The organism is Marinomonas fungiae, assembly GCF_001418205.1.
Classification (GTDB): Bacteria; Pseudomonadota; Gammaproteobacteria; order Pseudomonadales; family Marinomonadaceae; genus Marinomonas; species Marinomonas fungiae.
This window is the reverse complement of the sequence record NZ_LIQF01000004.1, coordinates 220,600-243,379: the sequence shown is the minus strand read 5'-3', so window position 1 is coordinate 243,379 and position 22,780 is coordinate 220,600. Positions and strand designations below refer to the sequence as shown.

Here is a 22,780-nt window from a genome sequence, read left to right as displayed (position 1 = left end):
GTCTAATCGGGCTAGCGTTTTTTCCCCCGCCAGCGACACCTGTCGCTGGCGGGAAATTTTTACCCATTCCTCTATCTCGATGACTCTGACTTAACACAAATAAATTCGTTGTTTGTTGAACAAACGCCCTAGTTTTACGTTAGTATTTTGAGAACATTCTAACGTTATGTGTGGAATCAATGTGCTGAACTTTGACGCAAAAGAATTCGTCGCGGCCTTAGATGCGGCGCAAGGTGCCCACCTCGACTGGTCTCGAAAAATACTGCGAGCAGCGGTACTCCGCACCGATCTCTGTGCGGATGTCGTCCAAAAGAATGCCCATGAATTATGTCTGTTTGGTCAGTTCCTTGAGAGCCATAACATTGCTTTTAACGCCCTGCATGCCGAGCGCAGTAAACAGCTGTCACACGTTCACAAGCAAATGCACGATGCCATCCGCAATATTGCGGGCCCCATTAGCCAAGGGCTGCCGGGCAAAGAACAAGATTTCGATCTTTTTGAAAGGACTCAAGCAGAGCTTTTAGAGCATTTAGCGTACTTTAAAACTCATGCAATTCATCACTATACCCAAGTTGATAATTTGACTGGCTTACCACTGCGTCAACGCTTGGAACAAGATTTTGCTCGTAAGCGTCCTACATGTCAGGGGCAGCTTGCATTGATGTTTATAGACGTCGACCATTTTAAATCCATTAATGACTTCTACGGCCATCATATCGGCGATAAAGTGCTACAGCATCTAGTCGTACAGACACACAACTTACTCGCACCGGGACAATCTATGTATCGCTACGGTGGCGAAGAATTCATTATTACTGCCTGCAACGTACCTGATGCCAATACCGCACACGCCCAAGCAGAGTTCATACGTGAATTTTTAAACGAAACACCCATTATTATGGAAAGTGGTGAGGCCCTCAATATCAGCGTCACCATCGGCATTGCCATTGCTCAGCCTCAAGAACCCTTAGAAAAACTGATCGAGAGAGCCGATCAAGCGATGTATATCGGTAAGAAGCAGGGGCGAAATCGAGTGATTTGCGCCCCCACAGAAGAAAGTATTCAGTTACTTAATGACTCAAAAACAGGCGCGTCGAAGTTTTCCGGCTCATCGCTGTAAATACACACATTCCAATCCGCCGCTAGACCATCTTCTGCTTGGCAGTATTTTTCAAAGAACGCGGCGATTTCTTTGCGCTGACAGTGTGCTTCAAACGCCGCCATATCCGCCCATTGCTCATGGAAAGCAATCGGGAAACTTTTGCCTTCGGCGAACGGGCTAACGATGTGACGTGTCACGCGATATTGAATACAGCCGTCTTCACGTAGCGTATTGGGCTCAAGGCTTTGCAGTACTTCAAACAGTGCTTGTTCTTGGCCTTCTTTAGGCAGAAACTGCGCAACACAGTAGACTTTACTAGACATAAAAAATCCTTATTAAACAAATAAGTTAAAGTGACGACCAATCGCTAAGTGGCAGCTTGCGACGTCGGAACGCATAAAAAGTCGCCATCCCTATACCATAAACAATACCCCAGACTGCGGCTTTATCCATGGCCGTTTGCCACGTATCAGCGCTACCCAAAATACCAAAATACATCACCAAGAAAATGATGGTTGCAAAGTACCAAAAGGCGATGATGGCATTCAGGTGAAAGCCTAAATAATACGGTGGCGGAACCTTAATGCCCAACATGCGCAGCAGGCTAAACATCGGCGGCTTGTAATTGGATAGCCAAACACCCTGTGCTTGTAACTCGGCATGAGCCTTCATTAATTTATCTTCAAATGACACATTATGTTCCTTGTTTGTAATCTTTATACACCGTCAGAGCGCGCGTTTTTAATCAGTTGCGTAACAGAGAATCCCGTCACCCAAGAGGTACCCGAAAGTACCAGCAATGTACCTATGAGTGTGTTCCAGCCCACAGGTTCCCCTAAAAACAGATGTCCCCACAGGATACCAAACACCGGCACTAAAAAGGTCACCGACAAGGCAGAAGCGGCGCCAATATCGTCGATTAAGCGGAAGTACAAAATGTAGGCCACACCGGTACAAAAGACCCCCAACATAATAACGGGTAAGCCAATCTCCCATGTCAACGGTTCTCTAGCGGGCATTAACAGAGCAAAGGGTAACAAGAGTAGCGCAGCGCCCCACATGCTGCCGTGGGCATTATTAAAAGACGACACTTTCGGCGCAATTTTCGTGTAGTTCGTCGCAATACCATAGCAAAACGCGGCAGATACACTACACAGCATTGGTAGTGCAGCGTCCCACCCAACTAGGCGAGCTTCTTTGCCGACTAGGACAAACACCCCTAACACCCCCAGCGCCAAGCCCATGATAAATTTCTTGGTTAAACGATTGCCGCCCCACACCACTGAGATCAACGCCCCCCAAATCGGCGCGGTAGAGTTTAAAATTGAAAGGGTTGATGCGTTCAAAGTTTGCGCCGCATAAGCAATTAATACAAAGGGTAACGCGGTACTGAACAGACCTAGGATAAAATAGTGTTTGGGGTGGGAAAAGAACGCTAAGCGCTTACGCAACAGCAAGGCAATGATCAACAAAGTGAGCGCCGCTAAGACAATACGCGCTTCGATCATCAGCGCAGGCCCCAGTGGGTTTGCAGCGATGCGCATAAACAGAAAAGAGCTTCCCCACAGGGCAGCAAGGACAAACAGGCTAAGCAAGCTGGCCATTTTAGCAATCCTAAAAGACCCTACTTTGCTATAAGTGTTCCGGTAGGACAACCCGAAACTTGCGCAAGGCAATTGCAGGTTGTCCATTAAGTCCGGGGAGGCGGCAATTCGGCAGAAAAAACGCGGCGCTAAGCGCCAGAAAAAATGAAACGTCTAACGGTTTACTTGCAACGACGGCACATTACAACATTGGTGGCGACCCAAACAACAACCATCAGCGGCGCTACCAAAATCAAAGGTAGGCTCGGGTAATCCGCGAAGCATGATAGGAAACCGTAAGTGAACGTCAAAAGACCGACAATGACAAAGCTCGTTGCGAAATTCACCAACAATTTAACTTGCTGTGCCGTTTCCAACAAGGTTACCAAACGAACGGTAGTGCGTACTGCCCAGATCGCAGGGATCAATGGCAAAAAGGCAACCACAGTAGACCAACCACTTTCTGGACAAAAGTGAATGAAGAGTGCGCTAAAAATTAGCAGTAGGATAAACGCAGCAACGGGTAGACCCAAATCTTTTGCGCATTGGTATTTGCTTAATAAGCTAAACATAGAGTACCTCTAATATGCCAAATTGACTTAGCGCAAGTTACGCCTAGGTAGACCGCTTCACTATCCTGTTTGCGACGAATTAATGTCCACTTGCGTTGGAGAACACATTAATCACAATTACTCCCAAAATAATAAGACCCATCCCCAGCAGCGCTGCCATATCTAGCTTTTGATCGAACAAAAACCAACCGATGACAGCCGTGAGTACAATCCCCAATCCCGCCCAAATAGCGTAAGCGATGCCGACTGACATCACCTTTAATGTGAGAGATAAAAAGTAAAACGCCACCCCATAACCGACCACCACCAATACACTAGGTCCCAGTTTAGAAAAGCCATCACTGGCCTTTAAAGCAGACGTAGCCACCACTTCTGACACAATCGCCACCAGCAAAATAATCCATGTTTTCATCCCGCCTACCTTTTACTAAATAAGATATCCATTTTCCGAATAGCAGTTATCTAAAAATATAAATTTATGAATATCAAAGAATCCCTATTATAGAACTTACATTCTTGCTGGCCGACGACATTCCGCCAGCCTAACCACCATTTTAGGAGCATAAACCATGGCTGAGTTATTTACGCCTTTTACGCTAAAAAGCATCACGCTTAAAAATCGCATTGCTATTCCACCGATGTGTCAGTACAGCGCCGAAGAAGGTGTGGCGAACGATTGGCACTACGTGCATTACACAGGTCTTGCCCGCGGTGGTGCGGGCTTGGTGATCGTGGAAGCCACGGCGGTCTCCCCTGAAGGTCGTATCTCACCGAATTGTTTGGGTATTTGGAACGCTGAACAAGCAGACGCCTTGGCTAAGGTGGCACAAGGTATCAAGACCAATGGCAGTGTGCCGGGGATTCAAATTGCCCACGCCGGCCGCAAAGCCAGCGCCAACCGTCCATGGGACGGTGATGATCACATTGCCGAAGACGATCCACGTGGCTGGCAAACCATCGCACCCTCCGCCCTGCCTTTTGGCGGTCATTTAAATAAAGTACCGCAAGAAATGACCAAAGCAGATATCGAGCGTGTGACACAAGACTTCGTAGATGCGGCACAACGCTCACTCGATGCAGGTTACGAATGGCTTGAACTGCACTTTGCCCACGGCTACTTAGCGCAGTCGTTCTTCTCTACTCACACTAACCAGCGTACCGATGAATACGGTGGTGACAAAGAAGGCCGCAGTAAATTCCTACTCGACACCCTTAAAGCCGTGCGTCAAGTTTGGCCAGAGCATTTGCCTCTGACCGCACGCTTTGGCGTTCTAGAATACGATGGCCGCGACGAAGAAACGTTGCAAGAAAGTATCTGGTTAGTGCAGCAGATGAAAGAACAAGGCTTAGACATGCTGAGTGTGAGCGTGGGCTTTACCATTGCAGAAACGAACATTCCTTGGGGCCCCGCGATGTTAGCGTCAGTATCCGAGCGTGTACGCCGTGAAACGGGTCTACCGGTGTCGTCAGCGTGGGGCTTTGAACAACCCAATGATGCCGAGCGCGCGATTGTGGAAGGTCAAATGGACCAAGTTCTGATTGGCCGAGCGTTTTTGTCAAACCCGCATTACACCTACGAATTAGCCAAAGCACTGAACGTTGACAAGCCTTCTTGGACACTACCAGCACCTTATGCGCACTGGCTGGCACGCTACTAATACGGCCCACGCAGCAACATGCTACCATCCACCGATGCAGGCTTAGAGTCTGCATCGGTTTTTTATTAGGTAATCACTATGAATATTCTACGTCGCGACCTGAATCTATTATTGCTGTTTCATGTGCTGTACCAAGAGCGTAACGCTTCACGGGCCGCAAAGTTGCTGTCCATTAGCCAACCTGCTCTGAGTCACAAACTCAATAAATTACGCGACGAATGGGGCGACCCGCTGTTTATTAAAGCCCCTCGCGGTTTGACTCCCACGCCTAAGGCGCACGATCTAGCACGTCAATTGGGGGAGCTGATCCCAAATTTAGAATCCTTTTACAGCACTCAGATCGAACCCGACTTTGAGCATCGTGATGATCGCATCATCATTTATACCCATGATTACTTTGAAATGTGCTATCTCGCCCACTTGTTGGATAACGTCAAACAAAGTGCGCCGAATGTGCGCTTCGTGATTCGTAACACCCGCGGAGAATTACCGCGTAATGAATTGGAAAATGGTCAGTGTGACCTCGCTATCGCAGGGTTCTATACCGATCTGCCAGACACCATGCGCCAGCAGCTGATTGGCGAGAAGCCCTATCGCGTCCTGTCCTCAATGGATAACCCTTACATTGGCGACACCCTAGATTTAGACGCCTATTTAAAATGCGAGCATGTGGTTATCTCAGTCAATGGCGACTTAATCAGCGATATTGATTTACAACTGGAACAACAAGGCTTGAAACGCAATGTGGTAGCGGGCTTATCAAGTCATCTATCGCCGATGCATTTGATCCAATATCGCCCAGAAATGATCTCAACCTGCTTCGATCATGTGGCCAACAGTGCCGCGGCGCAGAATTCAAAATTACGCGTTCATGAGCCTCCTATCGAAATTCCCAATGTGCGTTTGTTCCAAGTCTGGCATGAACGCACCCATGCTGACCCATTGCGCCGCTGGATTCGACAGTTGATTTTACAAGTCTCCCAGACCTGTCCTTATTCACCACCTATTTAAAACTTGCTTTAACTCAAGATAAGTAGGATTTATCAGTGCCACCCTACTGACTCTCCCTTATGCTGATACTTGGTCATTACCATTAACGTATCCCATTTGAAGCAGAGGCAAGTCATGTTTGAAGTCTTCACCCGCTTTGCGGATTGGTTAGCATTTGACGTGCTGTCCCTCGCCCCTGCGACGAAAACCGGTGATGCCGTGCATTTCTTTATCGAAGACGTCAGTAAGATTTACGTCTTGCTGGTGGTGATGATCTACGTGATCGCTCTGCTGCGTGCCTCGCTTAATGTCGAGCGTGTGCGCAACTATTTGGCGGGTAAGAACCGCGCCGCGGGCTACGTGCTCGGCTCCGGCTTTGGGGCCATTACGCCGTTCTGTTCTTGTTCCAGCATTCCCGTGTTTCTGGGTTTTACCTCTGCAGGGATTCCAGTGGGTATTACCATGTCATTCTTGCTAACGTCACCTTTGATCAATGAAGTGGCGGTGTTATTGCTGATGAGCTTGTTAGGCTGGAAATTCACCGTGCTGTATATCATCGTCGGCATGACCGTTGGAATTCTAGGCGGCGCCTTTTTAGACGCGATCAAGGCTGAGCGCTGGCTGCAATCCTTTGCCCAGAAAGCCTTAGCCGCAGGGCAAAACACTCAGTTACCCGATCAGCAAGAAGTTGAAAAACTGTCCATGGCGGAACGCCATCGTTTTGCCAAAGATGAAACCCTAGAAATTTTTGGTCGCGTATGGAAGTGGGTCATTATCGGTGTCGGCCTAGGTGCAGCGTTGCATGGCTTTGTACCCGATGGTTGGATCGAGCAATACCTTGGGGATGGTCAATGGTGGACGGTGCCAGCAGCCGTGGTACTGGGCATTCCACTTTACTCTAATGCCACGGGCGTCATTCCAGTGATGGAAAGCTTGATTCAAAACGGTTTACCAATCGGCACGACGTTAGCGTTTTGCATGAGTACCGTAGCGGCCAGTTTCCCTGAATTTATCTTACTGAAACAAGTAATGCAGTGGCGTTTGCTGGCGACTGTGTTTGTGATGTTGTTGCTGTCTTTCACCTTGGTGGGATGGCTATTTAATGGATTTTCTTCTTTCTTATGAGGTGGCTATGAAACAAGTCAAAGTTCTCGGAAGTGGTTGCACAAAGTGCCAAAAAACAGCCGAACTGATCGAGCGTATTGCTGCGGATCAAGGTGTCGAAGTCAGCGTCACGAAAGAAACTGACGCCCGAGTCTTTTTACAATATGGCGTCATGAGCACACCCGCTGTGGTCATTGACGAGCAGCTGAAGCATTCTGGCTCCATCCCCCACACCGACCAAGTGAAGGCTTGGCTGGTTTAATCTAATGGACGAGCGTCAGAGACACAGATAGATAAAAAATGCTTATCTGGCGCTTCCAAACATTCGATTTCCGATATATATTTTTATCCATATATTTGATTAAACAGATATGGTTAAAAAGTGCCTATGACAACTGCCCCAGAAATGGATATCAGTCCCATCCAATTTTATAAATGCCTCGCGGACGACACACGTCTTCGTAGCATGTTGCTGATTCAGCTCGAAGGCGAATTGTGCGTCTGTGAGTTGATGCAGGCCATCGACGAAAGCCAACCCAAAGTCTCTCGACATCTCGCTCAACTACGTGGCTGCGGTTTATTGACCGACCGCCGCCAAGGTCAATGGGTGTTTTACAGCATCAACGAGACGCTACCGGATTGGGCCAAGCTGGTGCTTCAAGTGACCGCCAACGAGAACTTAGAAATCATCGCTGCGGATCTAGCCCGATTAGAGATGATGGGCGACCGCCCAGAGCGCACAAACAGCTGCTGCAACTAACACTTCCCACAATAAGATTCGAGATTTCATTATGACAATTAAAGTAGGTATCAATGGATTTGGACGCATGGGACGCCTGTCTTTCCGTGCGGCGTTTGACTGGGATGATGTGGAGTTTGTCCACATTAATGATCCTGCCGGTGACGCAGCAACCTTGGCACATCTCATCACGTTCGACTCGGTTCACGGCCGTTGGCAACACGAAGCCACGGCTGAAGGCAATGAGATGATTATCCATGGCAAGCGTATCCCTTGCACCCAGAACAAAAGTATCGGTGAAACCGATTGGTCAGGCTGTGATGTGGTGATCGAAGCCAGTGGTGTGATGAAAACCAAAGCTTTGCTGCAAGCCTACTTAGACCAAGGTGTGAAACGTGTTGTGGTTACCGCTCCCGTGAAAGAAGACGGTGTGCTCAACGTCGTTATGGGCGTCAACCATGATCTGTACGATCCTGCGACGCACCCCATCGTGACCGCCGCGTCCTGCACCACCAACTGCCTTGCACCAGTGGTCAAAGTGATTCATGAAAAGCTGGGCATCCAACACGGCTCCATGACCACGATCCATGACATCACCAACACACAAACTATCTTGGACGCACCGCACAAAGACCTGCGTCGTGCCCGTGCCTGCGGCGCCAGTTTAATTCCAACCACAACCGGCTCAGCGACGGCGATCACCCATATCTTCCCTGAGCTGAAAGGCAAGCTAAACGGCCACGCCGTGCGTGTTCCGTTAGCAAACGCTTCTTTGACGGACTGTGTATTTGAAGTCAGCCGCCCGACGACGGAAGCGGAAGTAAATAGCTTCCTCAAAGAAGCCGCCGAAGGCGAGCTCAAAGACATCCTTGGTTACGAAGAGCGTCCTCTAGTATCGGTGGATTACAAAACCGACCCACGCTCAAGCGTGATCGACGCCTTATCTACCATGGTCATCAACGGTACGCAGGTAAAACTGTATGCTTGGTACGACAACGAATGGGGCTACGCCAACCGCACCGCTGAGCTGATGCGCATGGTTGGTCGCTTGGATCAGGCTTAGTTAGTTTGCTTAGATAAATCCAGCCTACGACCGGACTCTGTAGTCTTTATAAGTCACTCGGAGTATCGACACTTGGTTATGACAGCACCGACCGACGCACATCCATGGGCGTGACGGTTGGATCGCCCATCCATGGGCTAGGTGCTTGTCATAACCCAAGCGTCTATAAAAAGCATCACACATAATGTTTGGAAAGTTTAATGACACTGTTAGCTAACCTTTCGCCAGCGATCCGCCAATATATGGTGGTCACAGGGAATTACTGGGCGTTTACCTTAACTGACGGCGCGCTGCGTATGTTGGTGGTGCTGTATTTCTACGGGTTGGGTTATAGCCCGCTGGAAATCGCGATGCTGTTTTTGTTCTATGAGATTTTTGGCGTCATCACCAACCTCGTCGGCGGTTGGCTTGGGGCGCGTCTTGGCTTAAACCGTACCATGAATATCGGGCTGTTTTTACAGATCGTGGCGTTGAGTATGCTGCTGGTGCCCGCAAGTTTGTTAACCGTTCCTTGGGTGATGGGCGCGCAGGCACTGTCTGGCATTGCCAAAGACTTAAACAAAATGAGCGCGAAAAGCTCGATTAAGCTGTTAGTGCCTAGCGATGCCCAAGGCCAATTGTACAAATGGGTCGCGCTGCTCACCGGCTCTAAAAACGCGCTAAAAGGTGTAGGATTTTTCCTTGGCGGCGCGTTACTGAGTCTGTTTGGTTTTAAAGGCGCGATCTTAGGTATGGCCGTTGCATTGACTTTGGTATGGATCGCAAGCCTCGTCTCGCTTAAGAAAGATCTCGGAAAAGCCAAAAATAAACCCAAATTTGGCGACATCTTCTCTAAAAGTAGTGCCGTAAACTACCTGTCGGCGGCACGCCTATTCTTATTCGGTGCGCGGGATGTGTGGTTTGTGGTCGCACTGCCTGTTTTCTTAGCCAGCACCTTTGGCTGGGATCATTGGTACGTCGGCGGTTTCCTAGCACTTTGGATCATTGCCTACGGCATCGTCCAAGGTTTTGCGCCTCGCTTTACGGGTAAGGCCTCTGGCAAAGTGCCAGACGGCCGCCAAGCTCTTGGTTGGGCGCTGGCGCTTGGCGTGATCCCCGCGGCAATTGCCTTAGCACTGACCTTCAATTGGCAGATTGAATTCGCCGTGATCGCAGGCCTGCTTGCCTTCGGTGCCGTGTTCGCCATCAACTCCTCCCTGCACAGCTACCTGATCGTCAGTTACGCTGGCAAAGACGGCGTCTCCCTCGACGTAGGCTTTTACTATATGGCCAACGCCATGGGCCGCCTGATCGGCACCCTGCTTTCTGGTTGGTTATATCAAGATTACGGCTTAGCGGTGTGTCTCTGGGTCTCGACAGGGTTTATTGCTTTAACTGCGTTGATATCAGTGGGGTTACCCAGACATCTCTCTAATTAAAAATGACAGATCTTTGTTCGGAAAAACAGTAAGGAATATCTTCCAACTAGAAATCACTGCAACTTCAACCATAATCATTCTAAGGTAGTGATATCAAAATATTGAACAGCGGATTGTTTACATGACTTACCTTCAGCTCGCCTATTTACATCTTGCAACCGTGATTCCGCCCTTTTTAATTGGCGCATTTATTCTGCTGGCAAAAAAAGGGACCCCACGACATAAACGCCTAGGTAAGCTGTATATGGTTTTTATGATGCTCACAGCGATAATTTCTCTACTTATGCCTGCACAAATAGGCCCTACTTTGCTGGGGCATTTTGGTTTTATCCACCTATTCAGTATGCTGGTTTTGCTCTGTATCCCCTTGGGCCTCATCGCTATACGACGTAACAATCTTAGAGCGCATATCGGTAATATGATTGGTGTCTACCTAGGTGGGATTATTATTGCGGGCGCTTTTGCTTTCATGCCAGGCAGACTGTTACACAGTTGGATGTTCATGTAATTCAAGTATCAAACAACAGATAATTCTACTCCCATCTGATGTGCGATGACTTGCATATCCTCGAAGGGGATTTCAAACAGCCCTAAGCGAAACTGATAACCCCAACGGGGATTGTCACGGGTGAAGCTTAAGGTTTGTAGCAGTGGGCGGATCGGACAGTTTTGCCGGCTAAGCCATGCTACGTCGTGGCGGTAAGGCATAAAGTTTTCACTCATCACCACTTGATAAGGTTCAGCGCTAGTAACGTGCCCAAGTGCGGTAAATGATTGGCAGGTGTCTTTCTGTTGGTAAGTAAACGTGGGGGAGTAATATACGACCAAATCATTAGGTTTGACGCGTTTTAACGGCCCTTGTTTACCATGACAAACCTGCATAAAACCGCCAGCATAGCCTCGCGCCACATGATCGGCGCTGGCTACCGCGACCCAGTAGCGTGGCGTTGAGTTAGTGTTATTTTCCTTATCCAAGGTTGTTTGCTTTTCTGACATAGCATCGACTCCTTAACAGTTGGGTATAACATAAAACATTACGCTGTCAGTTTCTGTCAGGAGTCGAGCACCCGCGCACTTATCGCACTAAGTCGCTATGATACAAGCGTTTTACTTGGGTCAATCCTCGTTCCATGTAAGCCTTGGTATAGTCCATCGCATGGTGTTTATGAAAATCTGCTTCCGTGGCAAAGCATTCCCATAGTAAAAGCTGAGTGGGTTCATCTGGATTTTCATGCAGCTCAAATAAGCGACAGCCGGGCTCAGTACGTGTTTGCTCACATAGCTGCTTAAGAGCGGCTTTAGTTTCTTCGACTCGACTAGCATCGGTGATTGCAAGCTCAGCTGTGGCGAAGTAGCCGCCAGCCAGAGTCGATAACGACTGCTTGCTAGGCAACGGTGCCGAGTCTGGATTTAAGCCTCGCTCTTGCAAGACTTCTTGAACAGCAAACAAGCCATTGAGTGCTGCAGGAAACCCCGCATAGACCGCCATTTGCATCATCACTTCAATGATTTCCTGGGGCGAACACCCGACATTCAAAGCACCATGGATATGAACTTTTAGCTGGGGCGTAGCATTACCCATCGCCGCCAAGGCTGCGATCGTGGCGATCTCGCGAGACTTTAGATCCAACGCCTCTCGGCTATAAATATCCCCAAAGGGAAATTCGATCAGTAGGCGCGCAAAGTCCGGCGCAATACCTTCCATCGCTTGAATCACTTTCTCACCTTGCGCCCCATCGATCTCTGCTAGTTTTTGCCAACCTATTTGATAACGATCCGAATGCATAACCACCTCTGTATATTTGACGTTGAGAGGCGTAGCATGGCATTTTTCACACACCGAATATGCAGCCAAAAAATCAATATAGGTTTTCAAAAATGGAAAGCAGTGCATTGAACTGGGACGATTCGCGGGTCTTTCTGGCGCTGGCGCGATCCGGCACACTCACTGCGGCGGCCCAGCAGCTGGAATTAGGCATTGCAACCTTGTCGCGTCGTATTGAGCGCTTTGAAAAAGCCCTTGGTATCGCGCTTTTCATACGCTCGCAAACTGGCTATGAACTGACGGAGGAAGGTCTAGCGTTGGTCGCCCATGCTGAGCAAATGGAAGCGGCTATGCTTGGGTTTTCTAAGCAAGCATTGGATACAGCGATCTCTGGTACGGTGCGTCTGGCCACAGCAGAAAACCTCGCTACGCAATTGATATTGCCCAACCTCGCTCAGCTAAGACAGCAACATCCTGAACTCAACCTAGAGATCGTGACCGATATCCGCACAGCCAACCTGCATCGGCACGATGCTGATCTAGGCTTACGTATGACTAGGCCGACTCAGGGTAATGTGACCTTTCGGCGGATTGGCGAGTTGCGCTATGGGCTGTATCAATCAAGCCAACTGCCTGAGACGCTGACGCTAGATCCCCATAATGCGATTGGTTGGGATCACCATTATCAGGACTTACCTGCCGCCAAATGGCTAAGCCACGCGCTACCTAGCGCGACGCCTGCGTTACGTTGCACATCAGTCGCCACGCAATTAGCCGCCTGCAAAGCGGGGTTAGGTATTGCCGTTCTACCGCAGATCGTCGCCAACAACGAACCTGTCCGTTGTGTAAAAACACTGCCCGAGTTGGCCCAGCCCATTTATTTGGTCATTCATAGCGATTTACACCACAGCAAACGTGTTCGCTGCGTCGCCGATTTTTTAACTGGGTTGGTTGAGCAATCTGAGCTGGCGTTAGATCGATCTACTTAAGCGCGATATACACCTCAACCTCATCATCGCTCTTGTAGTATTCAAAGTCGGTGGTGTACGCTCGCTCGCGCTCGGGTAGCTCAGAGAAGTATCGCCATATTTCGACCCAAGCATCGATCACGGCTTGAGGCATGTCACCCTTTTGCGAAAACACCATGTACTCGCCCGCTTGAATCGTTTGGCTTTGAAACGCGTCGGCATCGGTTAACTTATCCGCTGCGGCATAGACATCAAAAGCGCCATTGGCATCCGACTCATACTGGCAGTACACGCCATATACCTTGGCATCATCGGCGAGCTTGGGCGCTACTTGTGAGCCAAAACCCTGCCACAATGCGCCAATTTTAGCGCTATCAGGGTTAATTTCATCTGCGTTTTTCGTGCGTACATGCACACCCACCACTGAAAACTCTTCTACCTTAACGATTTTCACGACCGAACATCCTTCTAAATTTTAGCCATAGTATCCAAACATTGAATGTAGCGGTATCAACCATACACTGCAAATAAACTAAGCCCGACTGCCCAGAGCCTCCCAATCGTTGAAAACAGCTTTCACAGTTTACTCCTATCGTTGGGCACCTGAGTTATGAATATTGCTTTGCTCCTGCGACACATAATACGGCAGCTAACGTCACCCACAACATCGTCAAACTGATGCTTTCCTGCAGTAACCAAGCCGCTAGTAAGAAGCCCATAAAAGGCTGAATTAGTTGCAGCTGACTCACCGCCGCAATACCGCCTAATGCCAAGCCGCGATACCAGAAGATAAAGCCAAACAGCATACTAAACAGAGACACATAGCCAAGTCCCAACCATGCCGACGTGCTGACTGAAGTAAATGAGCTGGGCCACAAAACATAGAGCAACGGTAACATCACTGGCAAAGATACAACGAGGGACCAGCAAATCACCTGCCACCCGCCTAAAACTCGCGCCAAACGAGCGCCTTCCGCGTATCCCATGCCGCAGGCCACAATCGCCGCCAGCATTAAACCATCACCGACTAACGACACTTCAGCAGCACCTAACGCAGCATAGCCTGCCACTAAGGTCGCCCCTACCAATGAAAAGAGCCAAAACGGCCAACTTGGACGGTCAGAGCCCCTTAACACGGCAAAAAGCGCCGTACAGATGGGTAGCAAACCCACAAACACCACACAGTGAGCGGAGGTAACGTATTGCAGTGCAAACCCCGTCAACAGAGGAAAGCCAACTACTACCCCCATGGCACTGAGCAAGAGTGTTGAAATTTGCGCGCTATTAGGACGCGGCTGTTTGAGTAATAGCAGAAATAATAAGCCTAGCAGCCCCGCAATCGAAGCCCGAGCCACCGTTAAGAAAGTGGGATCAAAGCCCTGCAGAGCGATTCGTGTCGCCGGTAGTGATCCAGCAAAAGTAGCGACCCCGACGAAGCCACTAAGCCAACCTTGTGTTGCCTGTTTCATCTCGTTCTCCCTAAAAACAATCGCCCTATGAAACCGAAAAAATAGCGATGAAAGGAGATACAGACCGACACAATTTAAAAAAACTGTTATGGTTATATAAACAGTACAGATTTAAAAACAGAGGAATAGTATGGCTCGTGCAGGTACCTTAATTGAATCGGTCATGGACGATATTGAGTCAAAGATCGCATCGCGGGCCTACTTGCCCAACACGCGTCTACCGTCGGTTCGTGCTCAAGCAAAAGCCATGCAGGTGTCGGTTTCAACCGTGGTCGAGGCGTATGATCGGCTCGTTGCAGAAGGGACCATTGTGTCTCGTCCGGGCGCAGGTTTTTACACATCGGGTCCTATAGCGCCCCTAGACCTGAATCAAATTGGCCCGAAAGTTGCCCGTGAAATTGACCCTTTATGGGTATCAAAAGAATCACTGGAAGCAACGCCTGACGCCTTAATGCCAGGGTGTGGTTGGCTGCCGTCAGAATGGCTTTATCAAACGGGTATCAAACGAGCCATGCGCAGCTTAGCTCGGCAAAACTCCTTGGATTTGACCGAATACGCCTCGCCCAAAGGATCACAGGCATTTCGACATTTTCTACAACGCCGCTTGCTCAGTCAGAACATCGAAGCTCGCCCTGAACACATTATGCTGACCGAATCAGGTACCCATGCCATCGATCTGATTGCTCGCTTTCTCCTGTCTCCCGGCGACACGGTGCTGGTTGATGATCCCTGCTATTTTAATTTTCACGCGTTATTAAAAGCCCATCGAGTCAACATTATCGGGATTCCCTATACCCCAAATGGGCCGGATCTAGAGCGTTTTGCCCAAGCTTTAGCAGACTACAATCCGCGGCTTTATATCACTAACTCAGGGATCCACAATCCAACGGGCGCCCATTTGACGCCTAGCGTTGCCCATCAATTATTGACACTGGCCAAGGCCTCAGAGTTGGTCATTGTCGAGGACGATATTTTTGCCGATTTGGAAACCACCCGAGCTCCTAGATTGGCCGCCTTGGATGGCTTAGTGCAGGTAATCGAGATTGGTAGTTTTTCTAAAACGGTTTCGGCATCAGTACGCTGCGGTTTTATCGCCGCCAAACCGGATTGGATAGAACAACTGGTGGATTTGAAAATTGCCACGTCCTTTAGCGGCAATCGCCTCGACAGCGAAATCGTTTTACAAACACTGACTGACAGTGGCTATCGCAAACATATGGAAAAGCTGCAAGGCTGGCTCGCAAAACAGCGTATAGACGTTTCTGAAAGGTTACTCCGCTTAGGAATTCAGCCTTGGATTCAACCCAAAGATGGCATGTTTTTATGGTGTCGCTTACCCACTGGAACGAATGCTACGCAATTGGCTCAAGACTGTTTAAGCAAAGGGATTGTATTGGCACCGGGCAATGTCTTCAGTCAATCCCAAAGTGCTCACGATTATTTACGCTTTAATGTCGCCCAATGCACCGAGCAAAAAATTTTTGATGTACTGGATTGGGCTTTAAAGCAGCAGCAATAAAAAAGGCCCCTATCACTAGGAGCCTTCTTACGTCCGATCAGCGTAGTATTACGCTTTCTTCACGAACTGAGATTTCAGCATCATGTCGCCAGCGCCGTCGACTTTACAGTCGATGTCGTGGTCGCCGTCTACGAAACGTTTGATCGTGGCTTTGGTACCCACTTTCAATACTTGAGACGAACCTTTGACTTTCAGGTCTTTAATCAAGGTAACCTTGTCGCCTTCCGCTAGTAGGTTGCCGTTTGAGTCTTTCAGGATGATCGCGTCTTCGTCTACGACTTCTTCGTTTGGGTTCCACTCGTACGCACATTCTGGGCAGATCAACATAGACTGATCTTCATAAACGTATTCAGAGCTACACTTTGGGCAAGCTGGAAGACTCATACTTCAATAACCTCAATAGAAATAGGGAAAATTTGCATTGCATTATAACGTAATGACAATGACATGATAATGTTTTTGGTGAATTAGCTTTTGCTAGAGGCTTCTTCTAAAGGCTCTTTCATAAAATCCACCTCGTGATCTTCCAAATAACCACGAATCAGCTGGCGCACCACCTGCGATGGCGTCAGGTCTTGTTCGGCACACAATTTCTCGAACGCCTTCTTTTTACGAGGGTCGAGCAATACAGTAAAACGAGCAGTTTTGCTTTCCATAAGGCATCCTTAAAGCGTCAGTTTATTATCATTTGATTATAATGACTCAGCTAGATGAAAGCGACCTCTTCCATAGCAAGCCCTGTGCTCAATATCAAAAATGATATAGTGTAACGTTTTATATCAAGCATCCCAAAAAGCCTGTCGGAATGGGAATAGCCCTTAGCCTAAAAACTCGGCACACTAGTCACCATACGCAATTTATTCTTGAAGAGTCATTATGAACGAGCAAGCTTCTCTGATCCCTACCAACATCATCACGGGATTTCTCGGTGTGGGTAAAACCACTACTATCAATAATCTGCTGGCGAACAAGCCTAAAAACGAATCTTGGGCCGTTCTCGTCAATGAATTCGGTCAGGTAGGCATCGACCAAGAAATGATGCCGACCGAAGAAGGGTTGTACATCAAGGAGCTGGTAGGTGGTTGCATCTGCTGTACCATGGGCGCCTCATTGACCCCCACGCTGAAGTCACTGATTGAGCATGCTAAGCCGGATCGCTTGATCATCGAACCGACCGGTATTGGTCATCCAGAAGGCATTATTGATACCCTGATGGGGCCGTCTTTTAAAGATAAACTCGACCTGCGCGCCACCATTTGTATTCTCGATCCGCGCTCGTTGGAGCTGGAAGACGTCGCCAACAGCAACATCCTTCACGACCAATTAAACTTGTCGGACGTGGTGATTATCAACAAATGTGATATCGCCGAGCCAGAGTTAGTGGATTTTGTGGAACAGAGCTTAAACGGCATGTTTCCCCCGCGACAACACATTGGCCGTACCACGAAAGGTGTGATTGATTTGGCGTTACTCGACCTAGTTCGAAACGGACAGCTCAAAGCGCAATTCCCAGAAGCGCATCATCACGAACATGCACATGAGCACCATCATGACCATGGACATAAGCATAGCGAAGCCAGAGCCGAGCCGGGTAAACCGATTCGTAAGGTCGGCAACGGCAGTGGCTTATTCAGCTGTGGCTGGATTTTCCACCGCGATGACACCTTTGATTACTGGGCGCTAGAAGAGATCTTAAACAACCTCGAAGACATTAACCGCATTAAAGGCGTGATTCGCATTGGCCATGCGTGGGTGTTTTACAATCGCGTGGGCGATGAGCACGACTTTGACAAAGTCGCCTACCGCCGCGACTCACGCATCGAAATCATCAGCTCTAAAGCACTGGATTGGCAGCAAATCGAGCACGATATGCTGGCCTGTTTGCAAGGGGCTTAGCACTTCATAAAAAGGCGTGCTGCGTTTCAAGCGCGCCACTTTATGGTATCTTTTGGCGGTTGCGACATACCGCAGCATCGACGATCCTGCGTCCTGTTATTGTCGCTCCCGCGTCAGTATCGCTGAAATAAGCCCTTTGATAAAACGGTAGATACGCCTTCTATGACTAAGCCGAAAAGCTGGACACTCAAAAGCATTGCTGCGGAATTGGGTGTCTCCAATGCCACTGTTTCCAATGCCTTCAATCGCCCCGACCAATTGTCCAAGGCGCGTCGCGAAGCGATTCTTAAAGCCTGTGAGCAGCGCGGCTATTTCGGTCCTAATAAGGCCGCCCAGTCATTGCGCAAAGGCACCTCAAATATTGTCGCCCTAGTATTAGCCGATAGCGTTGAGTACATGGTATCGGATCCGGTCGCCAGCAGCTTTATGCGTGGCGTTTCGTCGGTTTTAGAAGCCAATAATATCAATTTGCTGCTTTTTTCTGGTAACAATGACCACCTCAATAACGTGGTCGACTTTGTCGATGGCTTTATTTGTTATGGCCGTCCGCGCAATCAAGGCTTGGTCGAGCAGCTGAAAACCATCACCAAACAGGTGGTGACAGTGGATTTTGATATTGGCCGCAACACGTCGGTCAATATTGATAATGAACAAGCGAGCTATGATATCGCCATGCATGCTCTACGATCCCCTCAGGATCACGTAGCGATCTTAGGCCTTAGGTTGCTTGATGAGGAGCGTTTATGCCGTGTGCAAGCGCAACCCAACTTTGACACCAGCCAGTCGATTGCGCACCAACGCTTACGCGGTTATCAGCGCGCCCTAGAGGCCCAGGGCATTACCTTAGCCGACGATCAAATCTGGAACGTACCTGAAAGCAGTGAGCGCTATGCGCCACGTCTTGCCAAAGAAGTTTTGGACAGTGTGCCGCGCCCTGAGGTGTTGCTGTGCATGAGTGACTTGATCGCGCTGGCGGCACTGCGTGAAGCGGCAGCACGAGGCATTCATGTGCCTGAGCAACTGCGCATCGTCGGGTTTGATGGCATTGATGAAGGCCAGCGCTGCGTGCCCACGCTGTCGACTATTCATCAAAACAGTGAAGAAAAAGGCCGCTTAGCGGCCAATTTGTTTGTTCAAAAAGAGCGCCAGAAGGCGCTGATTGCGTACCAAGTTCAACTCGGCGAAAGCAGCTAGCACTCAGTCTTGTGAAGGGTTCAGCAGGTCTGCAATCGACGTGGTATGCGTCTCGGCTTGCTGGCAAGAAACGATGTTGGCATCACGTTTGGTTAAGTCTACGTTTAGCGAGATCGTGCTGTCATCAAGCGTCCAGCTCAGCGTGAAGGACGCCCCTTCGCCACGACAAGCAAACTCGCCCGCAAACGCCGGATGCTGATTACGAATCCCAATCAGCTCAATGAGCCCTTTCACCACAGGCGTTTGCAGCGCCTCAGTAATCGTCTCAGGGTTCAGGTACGGACGATTAATGTCACGACCGACCTGTGTCGCGGCCAATAATGTCATGTCGTTTTCACAGGCAAACAAACCGGAGTAATACACTTGCGGCACCCCAGGAGCAAAGAACTGTATGGCACGCGCCAACAGGTAATCAAAATCATCCGCGCCCAGGGCGTTGTAGTAGGTGCAGTTGACTTGGTACAGGTCCACATTGCTCGCTGCGGCGCCCGTCGCTTTACGGCTTTGCCCCTGACTCTTGTCGTGAATGGTTTCCACCAAGTTGTCGATTTGCTCAGCGTCCAACAAGCCTGCTTTGTCACCCATCGGCCCTGCATCGATGATGCCGATACCATCGTGAGTATCCAGTACCGTGAGGCAGTTGCGCGGCGCGATCGCCAGCCACTTCAGTAGTGCGTCAGCATTATTAGTAAACAACGTGTGCAACACCAGCGGCGGTAAAGCAAAGTCGTAGACCATATTTACGCGCTTCGCGACATCAATCTGCGTCTCAAAATGACTGTGAATTTCGGCAATCGTCTCCATGCCAAGCTCATTCGCGCGAGCGGAGAGTTGATCCAAATAGTCAAAGGTTTCCTCTAGCATAAAGCAGTTGGTGCCCGCCTTTTTGATCGCATAGCCCGCCGCATCCAGACGAATGATGTTGACGTTGTTTTGAGAAAATTTCTCCAACACGTCGTTTAGATAGTCCCGTCCAGCAGGGGCATAGACATTGATATCGATTTGATTGTCGGTAAACGTGGTCCAAAAGTCGTAGGTTTCACCGTCGCCACAGGTCATCGGCGTAAAGCAGCTCCCTGGTCGAGGACGATAAATGGCTTGTTGATCCGCCTCTGACATGCCTTCTGGGAAGACGTCTTGTTGTGTCAAAAATAAATCCCAGTAGGGCGACGCCTTACCTTTGGCTAACACATCTTGGAACTGAAACGATTGGGCTGACACATGATTCACAATCAGGTCGGCCATGACATCGTATGTCTGCCCCAGTGTTTTCACATCCGACCAGCTTCCCAGCCGTTCATCGACTGCGCTGTGATCAATCGGATCAAAGCCTGCATCACTGCCATCTATCGGATTGTAGAACGGCAATAAATGAACCCCTGAGAACACATGCTTTAACAGGCCATTGAGCAGCTCAGTCAGCGCATCAATGCCTTGACCCGTAATGCGGTCAGCGTAGGTGATTAATTGAACGTTATTTTTCATCATAAATTGTCGCACCACATTGAAACTTAATCGATTAAGTTATATGTTTGATTACAACAATAAAAAATTCAAGAAGTTTTTATAACTTTAAAACCACCAGCTAAGCCGCTATAAGAACGCATGTCCGCATGGGTTGTTAGGCTTGCGAGGAATCAAAGATGAATACAACAAATACAATACATTCACACTCCAACGATCCCATGCGCGCCATTCGATGGCTGACTTACATGATGTTTTTCATGTTCGCCATGACCTCCGATGCCGTCGGCATGATCATTCCTCAGCTCATTGAGGAATTTGACTTGAGCATGACTCAAGCCAGCGCATTTCACTACGCGCCCATGGCACTCATTGCCTTCAGTGGCCTCTTTTTAGGCTTCCTAGCTGACCGTCTTGGCCGTAAAAAGACCATCATGCTGGGCTTAGCCATCTTCGCCATCAGCTGTTTTTTATTCGCCTTTAGTCGCAGTTTTGGTTTCTTCTTATTTCTATTGAGTTGTATTGGCCTAGCGATCGGTTTATTTAAAACCGGTGCCCTAGCACTATTGGGGGATATATCCCATAGCAACCACGAACACACCAAGATGATGAACAAAGTGGAAGGCTTCTTTGGTGTCGGCGCCATTGTCGGACCTGCGTTTGTGAGCTTTCTACTGACCCAAGAGGTGAGCTGGACGTACCTATACATCATGGCAGGGGTGCTATGTCTGATTCTGGCGATCGGTGCCTGGCGCATTGACTACCCAATCGCCGTGAAACCGAGCGACGACGCCAAACCTGCGTCCTTATCCGTCACCCTATCGATGATCAAAAATCCCTATGCGTTAGGGTTTTCACTGGCAATTGCGCTCTATGTGGCAACCGAGGTCGCCATCTATGTTTGGATGCCTACGCTCCTAGCGGACTACGACGGGCCTTGGCAACTGCTGGCAACCTATGCCTTAACCGTGTTCTTTATTCTGCGTGCTCTGGGTCGCTTTTTGGCCGTGTGGTTACTCAATCGTTTTAGCTGGCAAGGTGTGATGGTATGCCTCAGTTTGGGCATTGCGTTGTGCTATGTCTTTACCTTAATCGGCGGCGTTAACTGGGCGGTTGGACTTTTGCCTTTGTCGGGGTTATTTATGTCTATGATCTACCCGACTCTCAACTCAAAAGGCATCTCGTGCTTTGCAACCCAACAACACGGCGCGGTCGCAGGCGTGATCTTGTTTTTCACCGCGCTTTCTGCAGCGGTCTCACCATTATTGATGGGGATGATCAGTGATTACTTTGGCCACGTGCGTTATGGCTTTGTCTTAGCAACAGGGTTTGCCTTCACGCTGTTTGTCGCCATGGTTTTCAATTACTTCAAAAACCCAGCCGATGAGGCTTTAACACAACATGATGCGCTTAGCACTTCATAGGCTTAACACTATTCAAGTACCGTAACAGAGCCTTGCCTGCTGCCCTATTGCACCGAACTAAGGGTCAAAGTAGGAAGCCATTTCAAAAAGATGGCTTCCTACTAAAGCTATATGAACTGATTATCAACGATTTCGGTTTCCCATTGCTTAATAATGTCTCGAGGCTTCGAAACACCATAGAATGCCTCATCGAATCCTTTTCGATAGGACCAAAGTTGATTCCCGTAATCAAAATGCCACCATTCACTTGGCAAATTCGTAAACCCTGCTTCAATCATCGTATGATAGAGGATTCGTCTATTATTGCGTGCCTCTATGTTGTGACACTGGTCTTCCAACGCATCCGTCCAAGAAAGCTTGCTGGCTTCGTCGAACTCAGTCCCCATATCTAAAAAACGTCCATTTAAATCACACAGCGTCACATCAACTGAACCTCCGGTTAAATGTGGACTGGGTGAGTGCTTATCACTACTCGGCGGAGAGACTAAACTTTTAGCCTGATTATACAAATGCACTTCATCATGATTAGGGAATGATTTCTTTAGAATATTGATCAAGCTATCGAAAAAGTGTTGCTGGACTGAAAAAGGCCGCCAACCATCCAGTACCACCAGCTTTAAATGTTCAGGCAACATGTCAGCCACTAGATGAAGTTTTTCAAATACAGTCTCACGAACAAAACATTCATGCACAGCATTAGCAATGCCCATTTTTGCATAAAATGGATACGTTACTAAATGCTGTGACGTACTTAAGGGAATCAGGGGTTCACCGTTGTCTACAATGGGAATGCGTTTATAGTCCCCCCATGAAAAATCTTTCGGCGCGGTTATTTTCGTCTTCATTGCATTC

27 protein-coding genes are annotated in these 22,780 nt (G+C 48.8%); 14 read left to right on the top strand and 13 right to left on the bottom strand.

Annotated features, from left to right (window positions below; genetic code table 11):
- The first annotated feature begins 181 nt into the window (after positions 1-181).
- A complete protein-coding gene (locus ASC49_RS08135; protein WP_055462743.1) occupies positions 182-1,120 on the top strand; it encodes a diguanylate cyclase domain-containing protein in 939 nt (312 codons plus the stop codon).
- Here the strand turns inward: ASC49_RS08135 and ASC49_RS08130 are convergent.
- The 5 genes from ASC49_RS08130 to ASC49_RS08110 form a co-directional block, all read right to left on the bottom strand.
- On the bottom strand, positions 1,063-1,425 hold the full coding sequence (locus tag ASC49_RS08130; protein ID WP_055462742.1) for a putative quinol monooxygenase: 363 nt from the start codon (positions 1,423-1,425) through the stop codon (positions 1,063-1,065). The genes ASC49_RS08135 and ASC49_RS08130 overlap by 58 nt on opposite strands.
- A gap of 25 nt (positions 1,426-1,450) precedes the next feature.
- A complete protein-coding gene (locus tag ASC49_RS08125) occupies positions 1,451-1,795 on the bottom strand; it encodes a DUF6404 family protein (protein ID WP_055462741.1) in 345 nt (114 codons plus the stop codon).
- Between the two features lie 23 nt (positions 1,796-1,818).
- Positions 1,819-2,706 carry a DMT family transporter gene (locus ASC49_RS08120; RefSeq protein WP_055462740.1) on the bottom strand — a complete coding sequence of 296 codons (888 nt, stop codon included), beginning with the start codon at positions 2,704-2,706 and terminating at the stop codon, positions 1,819-1,821.
- A gap of 161 nt (positions 2,707-2,867) precedes the next feature.
- Entirely contained in the window at positions 2,868-3,257 is a 390-nt protein-coding gene (locus tag ASC49_RS08115) for a hypothetical protein (protein WP_055462739.1), read from the bottom strand.
- A 79-nt stretch (positions 3,258-3,336) separates the two neighbouring features.
- Positions 3,337-3,669 carry a DMT family transporter gene (locus tag ASC49_RS08110; RefSeq protein ID WP_055462738.1) on the bottom strand — a complete coding sequence of 111 codons (333 nt, stop codon included), beginning with the start codon at positions 3,667-3,669 and terminating at the stop codon, positions 3,337-3,339.
- A 157-nt stretch (positions 3,670-3,826) separates the two neighbouring features.
- Between ASC49_RS08110 and ASC49_RS08105 the strand changes: the two genes are divergently transcribed.
- The 8 genes from ASC49_RS08105 (at position 3,827) to ASC49_RS08070 (ending at position 10,737) form a co-directional block, all read left to right on the top strand.
- Positions 3,827-4,915 carry an NADH:flavin oxidoreductase/NADH oxidase gene (locus ASC49_RS08105; protein ID WP_055462737.1) on the top strand — a complete coding sequence of 363 codons (1,089 nt, stop codon included), beginning with the start codon at positions 3,827-3,829 and terminating at the stop codon, positions 4,913-4,915.
- Between the two features lie 78 nt (positions 4,916-4,993).
- Positions 4,994-5,926 carry a LysR family transcriptional regulator gene (locus ASC49_RS08100; RefSeq protein ID WP_055462736.1) on the top strand — a complete coding sequence of 311 codons (933 nt, stop codon included), beginning with the start codon at positions 4,994-4,996 and terminating at the stop codon, positions 5,924-5,926.
- 114 nt (positions 5,927-6,040) lie between these two features.
- On the top strand, positions 6,041-7,030 hold the full coding sequence (locus ASC49_RS08095; RefSeq protein ID WP_055462735.1) for a permease: 990 nt from the start codon (positions 6,041-6,043) through the stop codon (positions 7,028-7,030).
- 7 nt (positions 7,031-7,037) lie between these two features.
- The gene (locus tag ASC49_RS08090; RefSeq protein ID WP_055462734.1) at positions 7,038-7,271 is read left to right on the top strand and encodes a thioredoxin family protein; all 234 of its coding nucleotides are present in this window, start codon (positions 7,038-7,040) and stop codon (positions 7,269-7,271) included.
- Between the two features lie 126 nt (positions 7,272-7,397).
- Positions 7,398-7,769 carry a metalloregulator ArsR/SmtB family transcription factor gene (locus tag ASC49_RS08085; protein WP_245624666.1) on the top strand — a complete coding sequence of 124 codons (372 nt, stop codon included), beginning with the start codon at positions 7,398-7,400 and terminating at the stop codon, positions 7,767-7,769.
- 31 nt (positions 7,770-7,800) lie between these two features.
- Entirely contained in the window at positions 7,801-8,811 is a 1,011-nt protein-coding gene (locus tag ASC49_RS08080; protein WP_055462733.1) for an ArsJ-associated glyceraldehyde-3-phosphate dehydrogenase, read from the top strand.
- A 200-nt stretch (positions 8,812-9,011) separates the two neighbouring features.
- Positions 9,012-10,229: an organoarsenical effux MFS transporter ArsJ gene (gene arsJ / locus ASC49_RS08075; RefSeq protein WP_055462732.1), complete on the top strand. Its 1,218-nt coding sequence runs from the start codon at positions 9,012-9,014 to the stop codon at positions 10,227-10,229.
- 121 nt (positions 10,230-10,350) lie between these two features.
- Complete coding sequence (locus ASC49_RS08070; RefSeq protein ID WP_055462731.1) at positions 10,351-10,737, top strand: DUF2306 domain-containing protein; 387 nt, start codon at positions 10,351-10,353, stop codon at positions 10,735-10,737.
- A gap of 8 nt (positions 10,738-10,745) precedes the next feature.
- Here ASC49_RS08070 and ASC49_RS08065 read toward each other — a convergent pair whose 3' ends face one another.
- On the bottom strand, positions 10,746-11,225 hold the full coding sequence (locus ASC49_RS08065) for an EVE domain-containing protein (protein ID WP_055462730.1): 480 nt from the start codon (positions 11,223-11,225) through the stop codon (positions 10,746-10,748).
- 79 nt (positions 11,226-11,304) lie between these two features.
- Positions 11,305-12,015: a carboxymuconolactone decarboxylase family protein gene (locus tag ASC49_RS20255; protein ID WP_162265206.1), complete on the bottom strand. Its 711-nt coding sequence runs from the start codon at positions 12,013-12,015 to the stop codon at positions 11,305-11,307.
- A gap of 92 nt (positions 12,016-12,107) precedes the next feature.
- On the opposite strand from ASC49_RS20255, the gene ASC49_RS08055 reads away from it, so the two are divergent.
- Complete coding sequence (locus tag ASC49_RS08055) at positions 12,108-12,983, top strand: LysR family transcriptional regulator (protein WP_055462729.1); 876 nt, start codon at positions 12,108-12,110, stop codon at positions 12,981-12,983.
- Here ASC49_RS08055 and ASC49_RS08050 read toward each other — a convergent pair.
- Entirely contained in the window at positions 12,976-13,416 is a 441-nt protein-coding gene (locus ASC49_RS08050) for a GyrI-like domain-containing protein (RefSeq protein ID WP_055462728.1), read from the bottom strand. The two genes, ASC49_RS08055 and ASC49_RS08050, sit on opposite strands and share 8 nt — an antisense overlap.
- 154 nt (positions 13,417-13,570) lie before the next feature.
- The gene (locus tag ASC49_RS08045) at positions 13,571-14,431 is read right to left on the bottom strand and encodes a DMT family transporter (RefSeq protein ID WP_055462727.1); all 861 of its coding nucleotides are present in this window, start codon (positions 14,429-14,431) and stop codon (positions 13,571-13,573) included.
- Between the two features lie 130 nt (positions 14,432-14,561).
- On the opposite strand from ASC49_RS08045, the gene ASC49_RS08040 reads away from it, so the two are divergent.
- On the top strand, positions 14,562-15,950 hold the full coding sequence (locus tag ASC49_RS08040; protein ID WP_055462726.1) for an aminotransferase-like domain-containing protein: 1,389 nt from the start codon (positions 14,562-14,564) through the stop codon (positions 15,948-15,950).
- 48 nt (positions 15,951-15,998) lie between these two features.
- On the opposite strand, the gene ASC49_RS08035 is transcribed toward ASC49_RS08040, so the two are convergent.
- Together ASC49_RS08035 and ASC49_RS08030 are read right to left on the bottom strand one after the other, a co-directional pair.
- Complete coding sequence (locus tag ASC49_RS08035) at positions 15,999-16,334, bottom strand: zinc ribbon domain-containing protein YjdM (protein WP_055462725.1); 336 nt, start codon at positions 16,332-16,334, stop codon at positions 15,999-16,001.
- A gap of 83 nt (positions 16,335-16,417) precedes the next feature.
- On the bottom strand, positions 16,418-16,606 hold the full coding sequence (locus tag ASC49_RS08030) for a ribbon-helix-helix protein, CopG family (protein ID WP_055462724.1): 189 nt from the start codon (positions 16,604-16,606) through the stop codon (positions 16,418-16,420).
- 220 nt (positions 16,607-16,826) lie between these two features.
- Here ASC49_RS08030 and ASC49_RS08025 point away from each other — a divergent pair, with 220 nt between their 5' ends.
- Both ASC49_RS08025 and ASC49_RS08020 read left to right on the top strand, forming a co-directional pair.
- Positions 16,827-17,846, top strand: coding sequence for a CobW family GTP-binding protein (locus tag ASC49_RS08025; RefSeq protein ID WP_055462723.1), 1,020 nt, complete (start codon positions 16,827-16,829; stop codon positions 17,844-17,846).
- Positions 17,847-18,008: 162 nt separating this feature from the next.
- Complete coding sequence (locus tag ASC49_RS08020; RefSeq protein ID WP_055462722.1) at positions 18,009-19,040, top strand: LacI family DNA-binding transcriptional regulator; 1,032 nt, start codon at positions 18,009-18,011, stop codon at positions 19,038-19,040.
- Between the two features lie 3 nt (positions 19,041-19,043).
- On the opposite strand, the gene gtfA is transcribed toward ASC49_RS08020, so the two are convergent.
- On the bottom strand, positions 19,044-20,528 hold the full coding sequence (gene gtfA / locus ASC49_RS08015) for a sucrose phosphorylase (protein ID WP_055462721.1): 1,485 nt from the start codon (positions 20,526-20,528) through the stop codon (positions 19,044-19,046).
- Between the two features lie 155 nt (positions 20,529-20,683).
- Between gtfA and ASC49_RS08010 the strand changes: the two genes are divergently transcribed.
- Entirely contained in the window at positions 20,684-21,928 is a 1,245-nt protein-coding gene (locus ASC49_RS08010) for an MFS transporter (RefSeq protein WP_055462720.1), read from the top strand.
- 107 nt (positions 21,929-22,035) lie between these two features.
- On the opposite strand, the gene ASC49_RS08005 is transcribed toward ASC49_RS08010, so the two are convergent.
- Positions 22,036-22,773, bottom strand: coding sequence for a M15 family metallopeptidase (locus tag ASC49_RS08005; RefSeq protein ID WP_055462719.1), 738 nt, complete (start codon positions 22,771-22,773; stop codon positions 22,036-22,038).
- Positions 22,774-22,780 lie beyond the last annotated feature (7 nt).